The organism is Neobacillus drentensis, from assembly GCF_036965425.1.
Classification (GTDB): domain Bacteria; phylum Bacillota; class Bacilli; order Bacillales; family Cytobacillaceae; genus Neobacillus; species Neobacillus drentensis_F.
The window spans coordinates 1-19,030 of sequence record NZ_JBALPP010000095.1 but is presented as its reverse complement, the minus strand read 5'-3'; the positions used below and the strand labels follow the sequence as shown (position 1 = coordinate 19,030).

Here is a 19,030-nt window from a genome sequence, read left to right as displayed (position 1 = left end):
AAAACCCCCTGTTTTGGAAAAACAGAGGGCTTTCATGACGCGCTCGGAGGGAATCGAACCCCCATTTTAAGAACCGGAATCTTACGTGCTATCCGTTGCACCACGAGCGCAAAATTATTAGCGACTTACCTATTATATGCCAGATTCCTTCACATTGCAAGTAGAAAATGGGTTTAAAATGAATTAAACTGGATAAGATGAATTAGGGAAAGCTGTCGAACATTTTTAAAGTCAAACCGTTTGACCTTTATTGACCATCCAGTGTATGATAACAATACATAATGTTTTTACCTTTTCTAATCAAAGGAGGAAAAAAAATGAATTTGATCCCTACAGTAATCGAACAAACAAACCGGGGCGAAAGAGCATATGACATCTATTCCCGTCTATTAAAAGACCGGATCATCATGCTTGGAAGCGCAATTGATGATCATGTAGCAAACAGCATTGTTGCTCAATTATTATTCCTTGAAGCTGATAACCCAGAAAAAGATATTTCCCTTTATATTAACAGCCCTGGCGGAAGCATTACTGCCGGTATGGCCATTTATGATACAATGCAGTTCATTAAGCCAAACGTGCAAACAATCTGCATCGGTATGGCTGCATCCATGGGTGCATTCCTTCTTGCAGCAGGTGAAAAAGGAAAGCGCTATGCCCTACCAAATGCCGAAGTCATGATTCACCAGCCACTTGGCGGTGCACAAGGACAGGCAACTGAAATCGAGATTGCTGCTAAGCGCATTCTCTTCCTTCGTGAAAAATTAAATGGTATTTTAGCGGAACGTACTGGCCAGTCTCTTGAAGTAATCAGCAAAGACACTGACCGCGATAACTTCATGACTGCTGAACGCGCGAAAGAATATGGTCTAGTTGACCACATTATTACTCGTAATTCTCTTGATGATAAAACTAAAAAGTAATTGTTTTGAGCAACTAGCCTTAGGGCCGGTTGCTTTTTTTAATGACAGTGACCATCGGCTTCTTTTTTAACCTCTCTCGGGCACTGTCGGCTTTTCACAATGACCGCCGGCTTCTTTTTTTACCTCTCTCGGGAACTGTCGGCTCTTCACAATGACCATCACCTTCTTTGTTAACCTCTCTCGTGCACTCTTAATTATAATAAAAAGGGTTTGGCATCTTAATGTGCCAAACCCTTTTTTTAATGTTCCTTCTGAATAAAATCCGCTAAAGCATGAATGGCGTTTTCTTCGTCATCGCCGTCTGCAATAATATTAATCACGACACCTGAGCCGACTGCTAAGCTCATTAAGCCCATAATGCTTTTGGCATTTACTTTCTTGCCATCTTTCTCTAGAAAAATATCGGCAGAAAACCGGTTTGCTTCCTGGACAAAAAGGGCCGCTGGGCGCGCTTGAAGTCCTGTTCTTAATTTTACTTCCACTTCTTTTACTAGCATAATTGTATTCCTCCTCATGTTTTTCTCTTTATATCTTTGAAGCTTATTCAAAATTTCACAAACTATTCTAGTTTCTAACTTCCATTTCCCCAACACGCAGCTTCTGGGCGATGTCATCAATTTTTCTTAAGCGATGATTGATACCCGATTTACTGATAGTGCCGCCGGAGACCATTTCACCAAGTTCTTTTAAGGTCACATCCGTATAATTTAAACGAAGCTCGGCAATTTCTCGTAGCTTTTCCGGCAGGATTTGCAATCCGACTGTTTGATCGATGAAGCGGATATTTTCGACCTGCCTGATGGAGGCACCAATCGTTTTGTTGAGATTTGCGGTTTCACAGTTTACCAGACGATTAACTGAATTCCTCATATCCCTTACAATTCTTACGTCCTCAAACCGAAGCAAAGCATTATGAGCACCGATGATATTTAAAAACTCAGTGATTTTCTCCGCTTCCTTTAAATAAGTAATATAGCCTTTTTTCCGCTCCAGTGTCTTACTGTTGAGCCCGAATGTATTCATCAATTCGCACAAAGAATCATTATGTTCTTTATAGAGCGAAGCAATTTCTAAATGATAAGAAGACGTTTCCGGATTATTGACAGAACCACCGGCAAGAAATGCACCACGTAGATAAGAACGCTTACAACACTTCTTTTTAATCAATTCCGGTGCAATATCATGAATAAAGGTAAACCCTTCACCAAGAATTTTCGTGTCCTCAAGAATCTCCTTCGCTTGTTCGGATAAACGTACAATATAGACGTTGTTCTTTTTCAGGCGCATCTTCTTTCGTACTAGCAATTCCACCTGGACTTGGTAGCTTTTTTTCAGTAACGTATAAATTCTTCTGGCAATCGCAGCATTTTCGGTTTGAATATCGACAACTAACTTACGATTTGAAAAGGAAAGGGAACCGTTCATGCGAATTAAAGCGGATAGCTCTGCATGAATACAGCAAGTTTTCACTTCCAAGTTAGTTAATTCCTTTTTCGTTTCCGAAGCGAAAGACATTCCCCTCACCCCAATCACTTACTTTAGTTAAAAACATTTTTTACATGCATACCTTATTTACGCTTCATACCGCTTTTTGGTTTCAGTAATCAGCAAATTATATAAAATTTTCGCCACTTTTTTGGGATCGTGCCGGAGTGCCCCATTTTCTAAATATGCGATTTCAGCATGTACGACCTCAATGCCAAGTTGGAATAACTCTGGCAAATCGTATGCCACCGGCAGGGCCAGCTCTTCTTTGTAGCGGAGCTGTACATCCGGCGGAACTTCTTCATTATTTACAAGCATGGTATCTATAAAAGCGCAGCTCATATGATCATAAAGAGCCTTTACATGATCGCTTGCGGAATACCCATGTGTTTCTCCAGCCTGTGTCATCAAATTACATATATACACCTTTTTAGCATGTGAACGGCACACTTCATCCCCTAAACGGGGAACAAGCAGATTAGGCAATATGCTGGTATACAAGCTCCCCGGGCCAATGATGATTAAATCAGCCTGCCGGATCGCTTGAATCGTTTCTGGCAACGGTCGAATTTTGGTTGGAGTCATAAAAACCTTTTTGATTTTTTTACCAGAGTAAGGAATTTTCGATTCTCCTGACACAATCGTGCCATCTTCCATTTCCGCATGCAAAATCACACTTTGATTCGCGGCTGGCAATACTTTGCCGCGAACATTCAAGATTTTACTCATCTCTTGAATGGCATGAACAAAATTCCCGGTAATCGAGGTCATCGCAGCCAGGATTAAATTTCCCAGCGAATGTCCCGAAAGTTCATTCGATGTTTTAAAGCGATGCTGAAACATTTCTTCAACAAGGGGTTCAACATCGGAAAGGGATGCTAAAACATTGCGAATGTCACCTGGAGGAGGGATATGCAGGTCCTCGCGCAGCCGTCCGGAGCTTCCCCCGTCATCGGCAACTGTCACAATGGCGGTAATATCAACAGGATACTGCTTTAAACCACGCAATAATACCGGCAATCCTGTCCCCCCGCCAATGACGACAATGCGAGGCTGTCTTAACTCTCTCATGTTGTTTTATCCTTTCTCCTCTCAATGTCACGGTGTGAAACACAAGTCTTGTAATCATTTTGGAAAAAGCGGCCGATGTATTCAGCTAAGGCCACGGATCGGTGCTGCCCGCCTGTACAGCCAATGGCAATCACCAGCTGGGCCTTCCCTTCCCGCTTATAGTGCGGAAGCATGAAATTTAGCAAATCCGTAACTTTTTCCAAAAATTTATGCGTCTCATTCCATTTCAAAACATAATTGGAGACTTCTTCATCCAGGCCTGTTTTCGGACGCATATGGTCGATATAGTGCGGGTTCGGCAGGAAGCGTACATCGAAAACAAGATCCGCATCAATTGGAATCCCGTGCTTAAAGCCAAACGACATGACATTGACAGTAAAGATTAGTTGTTTATTCGCGGTAAATTCCGTTAATATCTTCTCACGTAATTCACGTGGTTTCATCTGGGAAGTGTTGTAAATTAATTGGGCACGCCCTTTTAACTCTTCAAGGAGCTCCCGTTCAAGGGTGATTCCTTCTAGCGGAGAACCGGATGGTGCAAGCGGATGAGAGCGCCTAGTTTCTTTATAGCGTCTAACCAAGGTTGCATCATCTGAATCTAAAAATAAAATCTGCGGATTTACCCAGGAAGTTTCTGCCAGCTCATCTAAGGCTTTAAAAAGGTGATCGAAAAACTCTCTTCCCCTTAAGTCCATGACAAGGGCAACTTTATTCATTTTATTCCCTGATTCCTTCATAAGTTCAAGGAATTTCGGAAGCAGTGTAGGAGGTAAATTGTCGACACAGAAGAACCCCAAATCTTCAAAGCTTTGAATTGCTACGGTTTTTCCAGCTCCGGACATTCCGGTAATAATGACCATCTGAGTGTCGCTTGTCGAACCGGTACTCATTTCCCATTCCCCCTGTTATTTAGCTTGGATCTAATCGATAGCTGATCAGTGCAAAATCTTTTGTATACGTAAAAGTACCGTAGATAATTCCTTTTCCATGAATCATATAATCAATAATATGATAATCACCAGCGGCCATTGGCAGATTTTTAATCTGATTGATAGGATGCCACTCCAGTTTTCCTTCTTCCGATTCATCCAAATCAAGTCCATCAGAATCAGCAGCCACGAAGGTGAACATCATCCATTCAGATAAAAGCTGGTCGCCTTCTTTCATAATAAAAGTAAAAATTCCTTTTAATTGTGGGTTTTTTAAGTATACTCCCGTTTCTTCACGGTATTCCCTAATGCAAGAGTCCCGCACCGATTCGCCTGGCTCCATTTTTCCACCCGGAGCAACCCACCAGCCGCGCCTCGGTTTCTGCAGCAACAATACTTTATCATCTCTTATTAATACGCAATTAGTGACACGCTGCACAATACACACCTTCTTACTAAAGCGTAAGCGCCTTGAAATATCCTGATATAATTCATTTCATTATACTATTTTTAGGTTGCAGTCACAATGAATACAAATTTGATATTTCTGTTAATATTTATCGTGGCTAACTTATTTATTTGCAGCAAACAAAAAAATAGCGCAGGCTGCTGGACCTGCGCTGGAAAAGGTATATATTTTTAAAGGGGGTCAATTTCCTTTATCATACCTTATCAATATTTCACTATTGTTACAGGAGAGTTAAAACCGAGTAACTTTTTTGGAAGCGTTTTCCACACACAATTATTGTTTTAATTTCATTTCTTCCTTTAATTCTTCCACATAATGGGCGGCACTTGAAGCAGCGATACTGCCGTCACCGGTAGCTGTTACAATCTGGCGAAGAGTTTTTTCGCGTATATCCCCAGCTGCAAAAATCCCTGGAACCTTGGTTTCCATCAACTCATTTGTTTCGATATAACCATTTTCATTAGTAATTCCAAGGCTCTCAAATGGCTTTGAAAGAGGGACCATTCCGATATAAATAAACACTCCGTCTGCTGGCAGTTCTTTCTCTTCGCCATTTTCCGTCGAAACCAGCGTTACGCTGCCCACTTTTCCATTTGTATCATTAATCGATTTCACCGTATGATTCCAGATAAAGTCAATCTTTTCGTTGGCAAATGCACGGTCTTGAAGAATTTTTTGCGCGCGCAGCTGATCACGGCGATGAACGATCGTAACCTTGGAAGCGAAGCGGGTTAAGTAAACTCCTTCTTCAACTGCAGAGTCGCCGCCGCCGATAACATAAAGCTCTTTACCTTTGAAGAACGCTCCATCACAAACTGCACAATAGGAAACGCCGCGACCGCCCAACTCTTTTTCACCAGGAACACCGACTTTTTTATACTCGGCACCGGTTGAAATAATCACGGAATAGGCTTTATATTGCTTAGAACCAGCGGTTACAACTTTATAGTCGCCATGGTCAACGATTTCTTTAATATCGCCATAGGCATATTCAGCACCAAACTTTTTCGCATGCTCAAACATTTTGGTGGATAGATCAGGACCTAAGATGCTCTCAAAACCCGGATAGTTTTCTACGTCTTCGGTATTGGCCATCTGACCGCCCGGCATCCCTCGTTCAATCATAAGCGTGGATAGATTTGCACGTGATGTATAAACAGCCGCTGTCATCCCAGCAGGACCAGCACCGGCAATAATAACGTCATAAATTTTTTCTTCAGACATGCTGTTTCACTCCTTAAATAACAAAAAAGATTAAGTTTAGTATTTCCAACTTAATCGTATAAAACAATGATATTATAGTCTAATTTTATGCTCAAATTGACAGCCTAGTTAAGATAGTCATTCACTAATTTTACATATTTTCCAATCGTGGCCGACGATACTCCGTAGCGTCCGGCAATCTCCTGCTGGGACACTTTTTCACTGCGCATTTTATGCCAGACATATTCTACAGCTGCTGCCCAGGCCCGTTTATTTTTCAAATGGACATTTGCTTTGGAAACTTCAATGAATACTGAAAACCACATAAGGTAAAGCCCAGCCTCAATGGTTCCAATCGGCTGATGGTTTTCATAAAAAATCTCAGCAATTTCTTGGGCATCAGCTGCTACCGTTGGTCTTCCTGAGCGGATAAGAGATATATATTCTTTTTCCAAGGCAGTGAATTTCTGATTTTGAATCAACCGTTTTGAAGTGAGAATCTCCTCTTTTTTATCAGAAACGGTTGTTAGGAAAAGGGCAAATAAGCGTTCTTCGGCATAGTCGCTTTCGAGTTTTTGAAAAATGGATCCGGAATGATCCTCAAAACCGGCTGCCTGCTCAATATTCCAAGGCTCAGTCCCTTCTTTATCAGGATTGATCTCAATTACTTTTTTCCAAATATTGATTGCAAAAGTTTCATTACCAGTGTAATAAGCAGAGTAAGAGAGCCAGTAATAAAACGGTCCGTCACCATTAAAACCATACTTATAAAGCTTTTTCAACCATAAATAGGCATGTTCATATTCGCCGACCAAAGCGAAAGAAGCACCTAATTTAAATTGATGTTCGCTAAGCATCGGTTGAATTTTTTTCAAGACTTCAAGCAGATTTGTAACGTTTTCGGCTTGACCTTGATAATGTGCAAACACCAGCATGTTGCATAGGGCATGCAGATTCCCCGGATTCCGTTCCAGGACATCGTTAAGAATAGCTTTGGCCTTTTCCGCTTTCCCTAAGTAAAAATAGGCGAGCGCTAAGTTGTTATAGGCAGACCAGTATTCCGGATATTCTTTGACGACATCGTTTAACAGTTCGATTGCCTTTGGAAAGTATCCTGACTCCAGAAGGTCGCGGGCCTGTTCCTGTTTGACAATCAAGTCATCCTCTTCATAAAGCTCTTCCTCAAACTCATCGGATTCAAGAGTTAGCAGTTCAAGCAAATCCTCTGTGTCCTCTGAAAAATCACCATCCGGGTCAAGCTGTAAATATAGCTTGGCATGGTGATAAGCATCTTTAAAAAATCCCAAATGGGCATAATTATTTGCTAAAAAGTAGTGGCATTCTACCATTTCTGAATCCAGTTCTTCAAGGATGAGATGCAAGAGTCGGTTGGAATTTTCAAATTCGCCCAGTTCTGTTGACACGATCGCCAACTGGCATGTAATCATCGGTTCACCCGGCTCAAGCTGTATCGCCCGCCCAAGATATTTTTTTGCTTTAGTAAAATCACGTCGATGGTATGCCTTTAAACCTTTCGTGAAATAATATTCCCCCGTTGGAACAAATGTAAGGATTTTCCCCTTTTGAATTCTTGCCTTTGCGTCTTTAACCATGAAGTCCTCCATCATCCTTTAATAACTTATGTAGTATAACACATATCCGCGTTGTCCGAGAAGGGCTTCAATGTAGAATTAATCCGAGTGAATTCGCTGTTTTCCACCTGATTTCCAACATTTGTAGAATCCGATATTATTTTTGAAGAATTCGGACCAGGTTTTGTAGAAAGCAGCGTAATTTTTGTAGAAGCATTCCAATTTTCGTAGAATTCAGAAGTTATTTTGTATGAAAAAAACCGATCCTTCATTAGGACCGGTCCTTGTGTCTTTCTTCTAATGTTCGCAGCACTTCGCGGAATGGCAGCCCCTGTTCCACTAACAATACCTGCAAGTGGTAAAGCAAATCCGCCGCTTCCCAGCGAAGTTCTTCTTGATCGCGATTTTTCGCGGCTATGATGACTTCCGCTGCCTCTTCGCCGACTTTTTTCAATATTTTATCGACGCCTTTTTCAAAAAGATAAGTTGTATACGCCCCTTCAGGCCGCTCCTGTTCGCGCTCCAAAATAACTTTTTCAAGCGTTTGTAAAATTTGATAGTCCTCAAGGCTTGTTTTTCGATCCAAGACGCCTTCAGAAAAACAGCTTACCGCGCCAGTATGACAGGCTGGCCCTTTTGGGTAAACAAGCACAAGTAAGGCATCCTGATCACAGTCATAGTTGATGCTGACGACCTTTTGCGTATTGCCGCTTGTCGCTCCTTTATGCCACAATTCCTGGCGGGAACGGCTGTAAAACCATGTTTCCCCCGTTTCAATCGTTTTGGCGAGCGATTCCTCATTCATATAGGCGAGCGTCAACACTTCTTTCGTTCCGGCATCCTGGATAATTGCAGGCACAAGGCCCTTTTCATCAAATCGAACGTTCATCGAACGGTCACTCCTTTTTCCAGCAAATAGCTTTTGACTTCATGGACAGAGGTTTCTTTGTAATGGAAAATCGAAGCTGCCAGGGCGGCATCGGCTTTTCCATCTAAGAAGGCTTCTTCAAAATGACCGGCATTCCCGGCACCACCTGAGGCAATGACCGGAATTGTTACTGCTTCACTTACAGCTTTTGTTAGTGAAAGATCGAATCCATTCTTCTCTCCATCACTATCCATGCTCGTTAATAAAATTTCTCCTGCGCCGAGATCTGCCGCTTCCCTGGCCCATTCGACTACTTTTTTATCTGTAGGCTTTCGGCCGCCATGGGTATACACACGCCACTCCCCAAGTTCTTCATCAAACTTGGCATCAATGGCCACGACAATACACTGTGAGCCAAAGAAGTCGGCTCCTTCCCTGATTAATTCAGGATTCAAGACAGCGGCTGTATTCAGGGAAACCTTATCGGCACCGGCACGGAGAATCCGCTTCATATCTTCTAATGCATTAATGCCTCCGCCAACTGTGAATGGAATCGCGAGTTCAGAGGCGACTGCTTTGACGACTTCAACCATTGTTTTTCTGCCTTCAACCGAAGCTGAGATATCAAGAAACACCAGCTCGTCTGCCCCTTGTTCATCGTAAAAGCGTGCAAGCTCAACTGGATCCCCGGCATCGCGAAGCTGTACGAACTGGATCCCCTTCACAACCCGGCCTTCCTTTACATCAAGGCAGGGGATGATTCGTTTTGTCAGTGTCATTTTGCCCCCACCTCTTCCAGCGCTTCCTTCAAGGTAAACCGGTTTTCATAAAGGGCTTTACCAACGATGGCCCCGCCAATACCTTTTTCTACAGACAATGCCTTTAAATCTGCTAGACTGCTGACTCCGCCTGAGGCAATGACATTTTTTCCAGTTACTTCAGCCATTTCACAAACAGCGGCAATATTAGGTCCTTTTAACGTGCCATCCGTTGCAATATCGGTAAAGATAAATGTTTCCGCTCCGGCGTCAGCAAAGCGTTTGCCGAGGTCCACTGCCTTCAGTTCTGAAGTATCGACCCAGCCATGTGTAGCCACATAGCCATTTTTCGCATCAATTCCTACAGCAATTTTGGCGCCGTATTTTTTAATCATATCAATGGCAAATTCAGGATTAGAAACGGCAATACTTCCGATGATGACTCGATCAATACCATTTTCAAGATAATGGAGGATGTCTGCCTCCGAACGAATGCCGCCGCCAATTTGAATTTTTACCTTGTTTAGTTTTTGCGCTGCCTCAATCACGAAACGGTCATTGACACGCTTGCCATCTTTCGCACCGTCAAGATCAACCATGTGAATCCACTCGGCCCCTTCTGCCGCAAATTGCTGCGCCATATCAAATGGCGAATCACCGTAAATTGTTTCTTTGCCGTAGTCCCCCTGAAGAAGACGGACGCAGTTTCCTCCGCGCATATCAATCGCCGGATAAATCGTGATGCTCATCGAATTGCCTTCCTTTCTTCTACCATTATTAAAAAATTATTGAGAAGGGCCATCCCCAGCTTGCTGCTTTTTTCAGGATGAAATTGCATCCCGAAAATATTATCCCTGCCAACAACCGCTGAAACTTGTTCATGGTAGTCAGCTTTTGCGAGGAGTACATCGGAAGACTTTTCAGCATTTACAAAATAGGAATGCACAAAATACACATAATCTTCCTCAAGGTTTTTAAGTAAGGGTGATTCTTTTACGAATTCTAGTCTATTCCAGCCCATATGAGGAACCTTATATTGGTCACCATCAGGAGTCCGGCCCGGGAAACGGCGGACACTGCCTGGAAGCAGCCCGAGTCCTTCTGTAAAGCCATTTTCCTCACTGCTTTCAAACAACAGCTGCATGCCAAGGCAAATCCCGAGCAGCGGTTTTCCTGTCTTGGCAAATTCTTTGATCATTTCCGCTGGCAGCCGCTCCATCGCATCGCGGAACGCACCAACTCCCGGAAGCAGTAACGCATCTGCCTGCAGCAATTTATCCTGATCAGCGGAAACAAAATAATCAGCACCTAACCGTTCAAGGGCCTTACTAACGCTGAAAAGATTTCCCATACCATAGTCCACAATGCCAATCATTCTTTACAACAGTCCTTTCATGGTGCCTGACACCATCCGTGGACAATCCACAATATTTGTACGTCTGGAATGGACACTGTTGCTCGCAATAAAAGTTGTCCTTTCCAGGTGGACAAATGTTGTAAAATGTCTTTTTGTGGTGCCTGACACCATCCGTTTTCTATAACATACCCTTTGTGGATGGAACTCCTTTGATGCGTGGGTCGATGGTGGTTGCATCATCTAGGGCTCGTCCCAATGCTTTAAAAACAGCTTCGATCATATGATGTGTATTTTTACCATAATGAACAATTACATGGAGGTTCATTCGCGCTTCAAGGGCGAGCTTCCAGAGAAATTCATGAACTAGTTCGGTGTCAAAGGTTCCCACCTTCTGTGACGGGAATTCTGCACGCATTTCGAGGTGCGGTCGGTTGCTGAGGTCCACGACGACCTGTGCCAGTGCATCATCCATTGGAACAAAGGCATTACCATATCGCTTGATACCGCGTTTATCGCCAAGTGCTTCGCGCAGCGTCTGTCCTAAACAAATTCCAATATCTTCGGTTGTATGATGGTCATCCACTTCAATATCGCCTTTTGCATCAACCGTTAAATTAAATTGACCGTGTTTTGTAAACAAATCGAGCATATGGTCCATAAAAGGCACGCCCGTTTCAAGATTGGAGCGGCCTTCCCCGTCAATCGCTAACGATAGCTGAATCTTAGTTTCATTTGTATTCCGTTCAATGCTTGCTACTCTTTCCATGAGATTGGAATCCCCCTTGAGTTTTTTAATTCCGCAAATAAACTACTTACGATCATTTTCTAATCTTATTTCGACGGCCCGGGCGTGGGCCTCAAGCCCTTCCATACGGGCGAACGCTGCAATTTTTTCGCCATTATCTTTTAAGGCTTTTTCACTATATATAATCACGCTTGATTTCTTTTGAAAATCATCAACGTTAAGCGGGCTTGAGAATCGTGCTGTTCCATTGGTCGGGAGCACATGGTTCGGACCGGCAAAATAATCACCGACAGGCTCAGAGCTATAACGGCCGATAAAAATGGCTCCGGCATGGCGAATTTTCCCTAGCAGCTCCATTGCGTTTTCTGTAATGACCTCTAGGTGCTCCGGCGCCAGCTGGTTGACCGTTTCAACCGCTTCCTCTATATCCGCTGTTACATAAATGGCACCGTAATCGTTAATCGATTGGGCGGCAATTTCTTTCCGAGGCAAAAGTGCCAGCTGCTTTTCGACTTCTTGTGAAACCTCTTCAGCCAGTTTATGTGACGGAGTGACTAGAACGCTGCAAGCACGCGGATCATGCTCAGCCTGTGATAAAAGGTCTGCTGCCACCTCGTCGGCCCTTGCTGTTTCATCTGCTAAAATAGCAATCTCACTTGGTCCGGCAATCATATCGATATCAACGTCGCCATATACCTCACGTTTTGCCAGCGCCACATAGATATTTCCTGGGCCGGTAATTTTATCAACGGAGGCGATAGACTCGGTTCCATAGGCTAATGCAGCGATGGCCTGAGCGCCGCCTACTTTATAAATTTCTTTGACACCCGCTTCCTTTGCTGCAACAAGAACAGCAGCAGGTATTTTTCCTTCCCGGTCCGGCGGTGACACCATGACAATTCGTTTAACCCCTGCCACCTTTGCCGGTATCACATTCATCAGAACCGATGAGGGGTAGGCAGCTGTTCCGCCAGGTACATACACGCCAACCGAATCAAGCGGGGTCATTTTTTGACCAAGAATGGTTCCGTTCTCTTCTGTCGTCATCCACGATGGACGCAATTGTTTTTCGTGAAACTTTCGGATATTTTCGGCCGCTTCCTGGACAATGGAGATAAATTGTTCGTCAACCTGCTCGTAGGCCTCGTTTATTTCTTTTTCATTTACGAAAAAAGAATCTAAAAGGACGCGGTCGAACTTTTCTGTATACTCTCTTAATGCCTCATCGCCACGACTGCGAATGTTTGCAATTACCGCTTTAACGACTTCCTGCTGCTCGGAGGTCCCGGCTTCAATGGAGCGTTTGATTGATACTCCTTCAGCAACTTTTAGTATTTTCATGTTACCAAACCTCCACAACTTCACTAAGTCGTTTCACTAGATCGTTAATTTGTTGGTCCTTTAAACGGTAGCTGACCGGATTCACAACCAGACGGGATGTGACATCGACTATTCTTTCATATTCAACCAAACCATTTTCCTTTAACGTTCGTCCTGTAGAAACGATATCGACGATCCGATCGGATAACCCGATTAAGGGTGCAAGTTCAATCGAACCATTTAATTTAATAATCTCAACCTGCTCCCCTTGCTCGCGAAAATAAGCTTCCGCAACATTTGGGTATTTTGTCGCAACTCTTGGGGCAACATCATTCATTTTGGTATCAGGAAGACCGGCCACCGCTAAGTAGCAATAGCTGATTTTAAGGTCAAGCAGTTCGTAAACATCGCGCTCTTCCTCAAGCAATACATCCTTACCAGCAATCCCGACATCCGCGACGCCATGTTCGACATAGGTAGCTACATCCATTGGCTTTGATAAAATAAACCTTAATGCTTCTTCAGGGACTTCGATGATCAATTTACGCGAATCATCAAATTCCGGGGGCAGCTGGTAGCCGGCTTTTCGCAGCAATACTACCGCTTCTTCAAAAATGCGCCCTTTTGGCATTGCAATTGTTAATATATTATTCATCGCCGCGCCCTCCTATATAAAAGGTCGTATTGGCAAACTTCTTCGTGAAAGCATCGATATTTTTTACTCCAGTGATGTCCTGAAGCACAGCTTTTACTCCCTGTTCATGCATACTTTTTGCCAATTGAAAAGCTTCCTTGCGCCGCTCCTGGCTGAAAAAAATACAGTGGGTTGAATTGTCCGTTTTGGTATCCCCTAGTGCTTCTAAAAGCATATCAATGCGAACAGCAAATCCTGTTGCACTTGCATTTTTCCCAAACTTTTCAATCAAGCTATAGCGGCCTCCATTGCCAATTGGGAAGCCGACATTCCCGGCATATACTTCGAAGAGAATTCCCGAATAATAGCTCATATGGCTGACAATGGTAAAATCAAACTTTACATGCTCTTGGATGCCATAGTCGTTGACCACATCCCATAATTCCTTCAGCTGCAGGATGGCCAGCTTCCCTTGCCCATTTTCAATTAAGTCGAGGGCTTTGCCAATAACCTCTTCGCCGCCGCGTAATTCTAGGAATTGGAGAAGGCGCTGTTTATCGATTGACGACAGGTTAAGTAATTTAACATGCTCCCGATAGCCGACATAATTTTTTTCATATAAAAATTTTCGTAAGGAATCAGCCCGCTCTTCCGTTCCAAGGATTTGCAAAAATAATTCCTGCGCAAAGCTGATATGTCCAATGGATACTTGAAATTCCTGTAGGCCTGCATTTTTTAAGGAAGTGACCAATAAGGAAATAACTTCACCGTCACAGGTGACCGTTTCATCGTTTAGAGATTCAATCCCAATTTGCTCGAACTCGGCTGGCCGGCCACCCTCGCGCTGCTGGGCCCGGAATACATTCGCGGAATAAGCAAGGCGGACGGGAAGATCCTCTTCTAGCAGCTTTGATGCCGCTACGCGGGCAATTGGTGACGTCATGTCGGGCCTCAGCACAAGTGTGTGGCCTTCTTTATCTAATAATTTAAAAAGCTGCGCATCAAGAATAGCTGATGCCGCTCCAACGGTTTCGTAGTATTCCAGGGTAGGTGTTTCAATAAATTGATAGCCCCAAAGTTTGATCGTTTCCGCCATTAATGAACGAACACGATGCTTTTTTTCAAATAACTCCGGTAGCGTGTCCCGCATGCCCAAAGGCTTTTCAAACATAAACAAGCGACTCATCCTGTTCATCCTTTATCATTAATTTTCCTTTACTCTGCTAAAGTGCTAATAAGTTAAAGTTATTTGTAGTTTACCCCTTATGTGATTTTTCGTCAATGAAAAAATCCTGATGTTATAGATAGTTTCTGCAAGCCTGGGAAAAATCCCGCAGGTTTTTGAAGTTTTTTCGCGGATATATTGGGGAATTCCGCGAATCTTGAGTATAATTCCGCCGATTCCAGCCGGAATTCCGTGGATTCGAAGGAGAATTCCGCGGACCCTCCTATTTATTCCGCTAGATTCCGAATCCACCATAAAAAAAGCGCATAAAAAAAGCCTGATCACAAAGACCAGACTAAAAATTCTTTTTACCATAAATCACATCTTGTGCCCAGCGCTCTTCTAGCTGTTCCTTCGTATAAATGACCCGCATCGGGTTTCCGCCGACAAACGTCCCAGCAGGTACATCTTTATGCACCAAGGTGCCGGCCGAGACAATCGCTCCGTCGCCAATCGTGACTCCGGGAAGAATCGTGGAGTTCGCACCGATCATCACTTCGCTGCCAATCTCAACTGGCCCCAGCCGGTATTCTTTTATCAAATACTCATGGGCTAGAATCGTCGTATTATAGCCGATTACCGTATTGCGGCCGACACTAATTTTTTCGGGAAACATTACATCCAGCATAACCATTAAGGCGAACGAGGTCTGATCCCCGACCTTTAGACCAAGGAACGTGCGATACAGCCAATTTTTCATCCCTAAAAATGGTGTATAGCGAGCCATCTGGATGACAATAAAATTTTTGACAACCTTCCAAAATGGCACCGTTTTGTAAACATGCCAAAGGGAGTTCGCCCCTTCAACAGGATAGCGGGTCGTATTCCTCATATTCTCACACTCCGAGGATTGGTAATAAATCAGTCATGTTCTCCAAGATGTAATCAGGTTCATATTTGGCAATATACTCTCTGCCCTTTATCGACCAGGCACAGCCGGCCGTTTGGGTTCCGGCATTTTTCCCAGCCAAGATATCATGATAATTATCGCCAACCATGATAGCTTCGTCAGGCGCCGAACCAAGCTGTTCTAACGCTTTAAAAATTGGTTCCGGATCCGGCTTGGTTTTGCTCACATGATCGTAAGCCACAATCACTTCAAAAAATGGTTCGAGCCCCATCAAACGCAGTCCCTTCAAGGTGACATCATGCCGTTTTGTGGTCACAACCCCCAGCTTATAGCCTTTTTCCTTTAAGGTCTGAACCGTTTCAAGAACACCCTCGAATTCTCTAACCAACTCGTCATGATTGGCAATATTAAAGGCGCGATATTCTAAAATCATTTCCTCGACCCTGTCAGGATCGATGCTGCCAAAAGCTTCATGAAGGGTTGGGCCCATAAACGGCAATACATCCTCGCGCTGGAACCGGCTTGGGTAATATTTTTCAAGCGTGTGCAAATAGGTTGTAATAATCAATTCATTGGTATCAATTAAGGTACCGTCTAAATCAAACAGAATTGTTGTAATTTTGTTCGTCATAAGCTGCTTCCTTTCTTTTTACGAGTCCGGACCGTTTCCAAATGGTGCCGACAATTAATGTTAACACAATGGCGACTCCGAGGCGGATGATAAACAGCGGCAACACAGGGATGCCGAGCGGGAGGAAGATCAATGTATCCTCCACAACCGCATGGCAGGCCATGAGAAAAATAAATGCGAGCGTAATATCCTTTTTGCTGACACCATCCTCTTTCACTGCCTGAATCATCACCCCCGCCCCATAGGCCAGGCCAAACAATAAGCCGGCAGCCATTGTCGTCGAGGTGTTCTCTTGCATCCCAAGTGTCCGGGTAACAGGTGCCATACCCTTAGAAAATTTTTTCAACCATTGGATATCTTTTAAAATTTGAATGACAACCATAAGCGGTATGACGATCATGGCTAATTGCAAAATACCAAGACCTGCTTTATGAACCGCTTCTATTAAAATTTCCCAGACTCCTGATGGCTGACTTGTGCTCGGTTCAATCAAACCATATTTGGCAGGCTTTCCGCCGCCATGCCAAACAAGATTTATGACTACAGCAGAAAGCAGCGCCAGGCCAGGTCTTGTGACAAGCACAATCCAAAGCTTCACGCCCGCTTTCATGGCCACACTGGATTCAATGAATAAATTATGTGAGAATGAGAGCATTACCGCTAGAATAAATACTTCTTTTACTGAAAAATCAAGAGTCAGGATGGCTCCAATGGCCGCATAAAGGTTCAAGAAGTTTCCTAGAACGAGCGGAATGGCCGCATCTCCTGATAAACCGAGCAGATTCATTAAGGGAGAAATCAGATTCATTACCCAAGGCAACAGCGGTGTATATTGCAGAATTGCCACAATCAGGGTAACTGGAAAAATAATTTTCCCTAATGTCCATGTTGTCTTTATGCCGACCAGTAACCCCTTTTTGCATGAGTTTAACAGCATTTCTCCAAATCTTCCCCTTTTAACTATTTGCTTGATCTAAATATCGTGTTTCTGATAGGTTCCTCTTGCGTCGAAAAATTAAAATCGCGACCGCTGCCACAATTAACGCAATCGAAATCGTTTGCGCCATTCGCAGGCTTCCCAGCATTAAACTATCCGTGCGCAAGCCTTCGACGAAAAAGCGGCCGACGGAATACCAAATGACATAGGATAAAAACAGTTCCCCGCGGCGGAAATTTACACGGCGCAGCAGCATCAGCAGGATAAAGCCGGCAAAATCCCAAAGAGATTCATATAGGAAGGTCGGATGGTAATATGCTCCATTAATATACATCTGATTGATAATAAAATCTGGTAAATGCAGGTTCTCCAGGAAAGAGCGGGTCACTTCGCCGCCATGTGCTTCCTGATTCATGAAATTCCCCCAGCGGCCAATGGCTTGGCCAAGGATGATGCTCGGAGCGGCAATGTCGGCGATTTTCCAGAAGGAGATTCCTCTTTTTCTGGCAAAAACATATGTGGTCAGAACAGAGCCAATCAACGCCCCATGAATGGCAATCCCGCCATTCCAGATTTTTGGGATGTCTACCGGATGGTTCACATAATACTTCCATTCAAAAATCACATAATAAATGCGGGCCGAAATAATCGCGATCGGAATCGCCCATAACATCAAATCGGCAAAGGTGTCCTTCGGCAATCCCCGGCGATTGGCTTCTCTTATCGCAAGAAACAGTGCTAATGCCAGGCCTGAACCAATGATAATCCCGTACCAGTGCACTTGAATTGGACCAAGTGTAAAGGCAATTGGATCCAGCGGCTGAATCTTTTCATTCATCTATTAATTTCCCCTTTCTATTAATCATGTTCGCCGTCTTCAATCACATCAGAAAGACGCTCGGTAAACTGCTGGGCTGCATTAACTCCCATTCTTTTTAGACGGTAATTCATCGCGGCCACCTCAATAATAACAGCAAGGTTTCGTCCGGGACGAACCGGTACTGTCAGCTTCGTGACCTCAGTATCAATAATTTTCATTTTCTCTTCGTCTAAGCCGAGGCGGTCATATTGCTTCTTGGAATCCCAGATTTCTAAATTCATGACCAGGGTGATTCGTTTATTACTGCGGACAGCACCTGCTCCAAAAAGCGTCATAACATTGATAATTCCTAAGCCTCGGATTTCTAATAAATGCTCAATTAAATCCGGCGAAGTCCCGACCAATGTGTCTTGGTCCTCCTGGCGGATTTCTACACAATCATCGGCAACCAGACGGTGTCCGCGTTTGACTAATTCCAGCGCCGTTTCACTTTTTCCGACGCCGCTTTTACCGGTAATTAAAACACCAATTCCGTATACGTCAACAAGGACGCCGTGGACGGCGGTAGTCGGAGCGAGCTTACTTTCCAAAAAGTTCGTCAGGCGGCTGGAAAAACGAGTTGTTTTCATTGCTGCCCGCAGCACTGGAACCGATTCGCGTTCCGATGCTTCAATTAATTCGACTGGAACCTCGATATCTCTTGTGACAATGATGGCTGGCGTAATGTCGGTGCATAAACGCTCCATCCTAGAAATTTTCTCATTCTTCGAAAGCTCTTGGAAAAAGGACAATTCCGTTTTTCCTAAAAGCTGAATCCGTTCAGCCGGATAAAATTCGAAATAGCCGGCCATTTCAATTCCTGGACGGGATATATCACTCGTGGTAATCGGACGGTTGATTCCTTCCTCACCACTCACCAATTCTAGATTAAATTTTTCCAATATATCTTTCGTACGTACTTTTGGCAAGAAGCTCACTCCTTCATTGAAAAGCGTAAGCGCCTTGACCAGGGGCGACAAGCATAAGACACCGGCGGAAAGGTTGCTTTTTACCTTTTCGACGGATTGGCTGTAGACCCGAGAGCCCCTAGGCGCTGAAGCTAGACATTTCTCAAATTTAAACTTTCCCTCTATTTTAGCATTTTTTGTTGGATAACCATACTTTCGTTCACTAAAAAAAGTACGTACCCATTAAATTAAACTGGCACCTTTGT

Annotated in this window: 21 protein-coding genes and 1 tRNA gene; 1 reads left to right on the top strand and 21 read right to left on the bottom strand. The window is 43.8% G+C overall.

Annotated features, from left to right (window positions below; translation table 11 throughout):
• Positions 1 to 38: 38 nt before the first annotated feature.
• Positions 39 to 110 (bottom strand) — tRNA-Arg (locus tag V7161_RS21430).
• A 207-nt stretch (positions 111 to 317) separates the two neighbouring features.
• Here V7161_RS21430 and clpP point away from each other — a divergent pair.
• The gene (gene clpP, locus V7161_RS21425) at positions 318 to 923 is read left to right on the top strand and encodes an ATP-dependent Clp endopeptidase proteolytic subunit ClpP (protein ID WP_223592078.1); all 606 of its coding nucleotides are present in this window, start codon (positions 318 to 320) and stop codon (positions 921 to 923) included.
• 239 nt (positions 924 to 1,162) lie between these two features.
• Here clpP and V7161_RS21420 read toward each other — a convergent pair whose 3' ends face one another.
• The 20 genes from V7161_RS21420 to hprK all read right to left on the bottom strand — a co-directional run bounded on the left by V7161_RS21420 (position 1,163) and on the right by hprK (position 18,785).
• Positions 1,163 to 1,420 carry an HPr family phosphocarrier protein gene (locus tag V7161_RS21420; RefSeq protein ID WP_335714901.1) on the bottom strand — a complete coding sequence of 86 codons (258 nt, stop codon included), beginning with the start codon at positions 1,418 to 1,420 and terminating at the stop codon, positions 1,163 to 1,165.
• Positions 1,421 to 1,487: 67 nt separating this feature from the next.
• Positions 1,488 to 2,438, bottom strand: coding sequence for a DNA-binding protein WhiA (whiA, locus tag V7161_RS21415; RefSeq protein ID WP_335714900.1), 951 nt, complete (start codon positions 2,436 to 2,438; stop codon positions 1,488 to 1,490).
• A 57-nt stretch (positions 2,439 to 2,495) separates the two neighbouring features.
• Positions 2,496 to 3,479 carry a gluconeogenesis factor YvcK family protein gene (locus tag V7161_RS21410; protein ID WP_335714899.1) on the bottom strand — a complete coding sequence of 328 codons (984 nt, stop codon included), beginning with the start codon at positions 3,477 to 3,479 and terminating at the stop codon, positions 2,496 to 2,498.
• A complete protein-coding gene (gene rapZ, locus V7161_RS21405) occupies positions 3,476 to 4,369 on the bottom strand; it encodes an RNase adapter RapZ (protein WP_335714898.1) in 894 nt (297 codons plus the stop codon). The genes V7161_RS21410 and rapZ overlap by 4 nt, the downstream gene beginning before the upstream one ends.
• Positions 4,370 to 4,388: 19 nt before the next feature.
• Positions 4,389 to 4,847, bottom strand: coding sequence for an 8-oxo-dGTP diphosphatase (locus V7161_RS21400; RefSeq protein ID WP_223592084.1), 459 nt, complete (start codon positions 4,845 to 4,847; stop codon positions 4,389 to 4,391).
• A gap of 303 nt (positions 4,848 to 5,150) precedes the next feature.
• Positions 5,151 to 6,101 carry a thioredoxin-disulfide reductase gene (trxB, locus tag V7161_RS21395; protein ID WP_335714897.1) on the bottom strand — a complete coding sequence of 317 codons (951 nt, stop codon included), beginning with the start codon at positions 6,099 to 6,101 and terminating at the stop codon, positions 5,151 to 5,153.
• A 104-nt stretch (positions 6,102 to 6,205) separates the two neighbouring features.
• Entirely contained in the window at positions 6,206 to 7,693 is a 1,488-nt protein-coding gene (locus V7161_RS21390) for a tetratricopeptide repeat protein (RefSeq protein WP_335714896.1), read from the bottom strand.
• A gap of 250 nt (positions 7,694 to 7,943) precedes the next feature.
• The gene (hisIE, locus tag V7161_RS21385; RefSeq protein WP_335714895.1) at positions 7,944 to 8,561 is read right to left on the bottom strand and encodes a bifunctional phosphoribosyl-AMP cyclohydrolase/phosphoribosyl-ATP diphosphatase HisIE; all 618 of its coding nucleotides are present in this window, start codon (positions 8,559 to 8,561) and stop codon (positions 7,944 to 7,946) included.
• Positions 8,558 to 9,319, bottom strand: coding sequence for an imidazole glycerol phosphate synthase subunit HisF (hisF, locus tag V7161_RS21380; protein ID WP_335714894.1), 762 nt, complete (start codon positions 9,317 to 9,319; stop codon positions 8,558 to 8,560). Before hisF ends, hisIE begins: the two co-directional genes overlap by 4 nt.
• Positions 9,316 to 10,047 (bottom strand): 1-(5-phosphoribosyl)-5-[(5-phosphoribosylamino)methylideneamino]imidazole-4-carboxamide isomerase, encoded by a 732-nt coding sequence (gene hisA, locus V7161_RS21375; protein WP_335714893.1) that lies wholly within the window; start codon positions 10,045 to 10,047, stop codon positions 9,316 to 9,318. Before hisA ends, hisF begins: the two co-directional genes overlap by 4 nt.
• Positions 10,044 to 10,673, bottom strand: coding sequence for an imidazole glycerol phosphate synthase subunit HisH (gene hisH / locus V7161_RS21370; RefSeq protein ID WP_335714892.1), 630 nt, complete (start codon positions 10,671 to 10,673; stop codon positions 10,044 to 10,046). The genes hisA and hisH overlap by 4 nt, the downstream gene beginning before the upstream one ends.
• Before the next feature lie 160 nt (positions 10,674 to 10,833).
• Positions 10,834 to 11,421: an imidazoleglycerol-phosphate dehydratase HisB gene (hisB, locus tag V7161_RS21365; protein ID WP_335714891.1), complete on the bottom strand. Its 588-nt coding sequence runs from the start codon at positions 11,419 to 11,421 to the stop codon at positions 10,834 to 10,836.
• A gap of 42 nt (positions 11,422 to 11,463) precedes the next feature.
• A complete protein-coding gene (hisD, locus tag V7161_RS21360) occupies positions 11,464 to 12,741 on the bottom strand; it encodes a histidinol dehydrogenase (protein ID WP_335714890.1) in 1,278 nt (425 codons plus the stop codon).
• Position 12,742: 1 nt separating this feature from the next.
• Positions 12,743 to 13,375 carry an ATP phosphoribosyltransferase gene (hisG, locus tag V7161_RS21355; RefSeq protein ID WP_335714889.1) on the bottom strand — a complete coding sequence of 211 codons (633 nt, stop codon included), beginning with the start codon at positions 13,373 to 13,375 and terminating at the stop codon, positions 12,743 to 12,745.
• Entirely contained in the window at positions 13,368 to 14,540 is a 1,173-nt protein-coding gene (locus V7161_RS21350) for an ATP phosphoribosyltransferase regulatory subunit (protein WP_335714888.1), read from the bottom strand. The genes hisG and V7161_RS21350 overlap by 8 nt, the downstream gene beginning before the upstream one ends.
• Positions 14,541 to 14,874: 334 nt before the next feature.
• A complete protein-coding gene (locus V7161_RS21345; RefSeq protein ID WP_335714887.1) occupies positions 14,875 to 15,411 on the bottom strand; it encodes an acyltransferase in 537 nt (178 codons plus the stop codon).
• Between the two features lie 4 nt (positions 15,412 to 15,415).
• Positions 15,416 to 16,060 (bottom strand): pyrophosphatase PpaX, encoded by a 645-nt coding sequence (ppaX, locus tag V7161_RS21340; protein WP_335714886.1) that lies wholly within the window; start codon positions 16,058 to 16,060, stop codon positions 15,416 to 15,418.
• Complete coding sequence (locus tag V7161_RS21335; RefSeq protein WP_335714885.1) at positions 16,029 to 16,997, bottom strand: nucleoside recognition domain-containing protein; 969 nt, start codon at positions 16,995 to 16,997, stop codon at positions 16,029 to 16,031. Before V7161_RS21335 ends, ppaX begins: the two co-directional genes overlap by 32 nt.
• Before the next feature lie 19 nt (positions 16,998 to 17,016).
• Complete coding sequence (gene lgt, locus V7161_RS21330) at positions 17,017 to 17,835, bottom strand: prolipoprotein diacylglyceryl transferase (protein WP_335714884.1); 819 nt, start codon at positions 17,833 to 17,835, stop codon at positions 17,017 to 17,019.
• Between the two features lie 20 nt (positions 17,836 to 17,855).
• Entirely contained in the window at positions 17,856 to 18,785 is a 930-nt protein-coding gene (hprK, locus tag V7161_RS21325; protein ID WP_335714883.1) for an HPr(Ser) kinase/phosphatase, read from the bottom strand.
• Between the last annotated feature and the right edge of the window lie 245 nt (positions 18,786 to 19,030).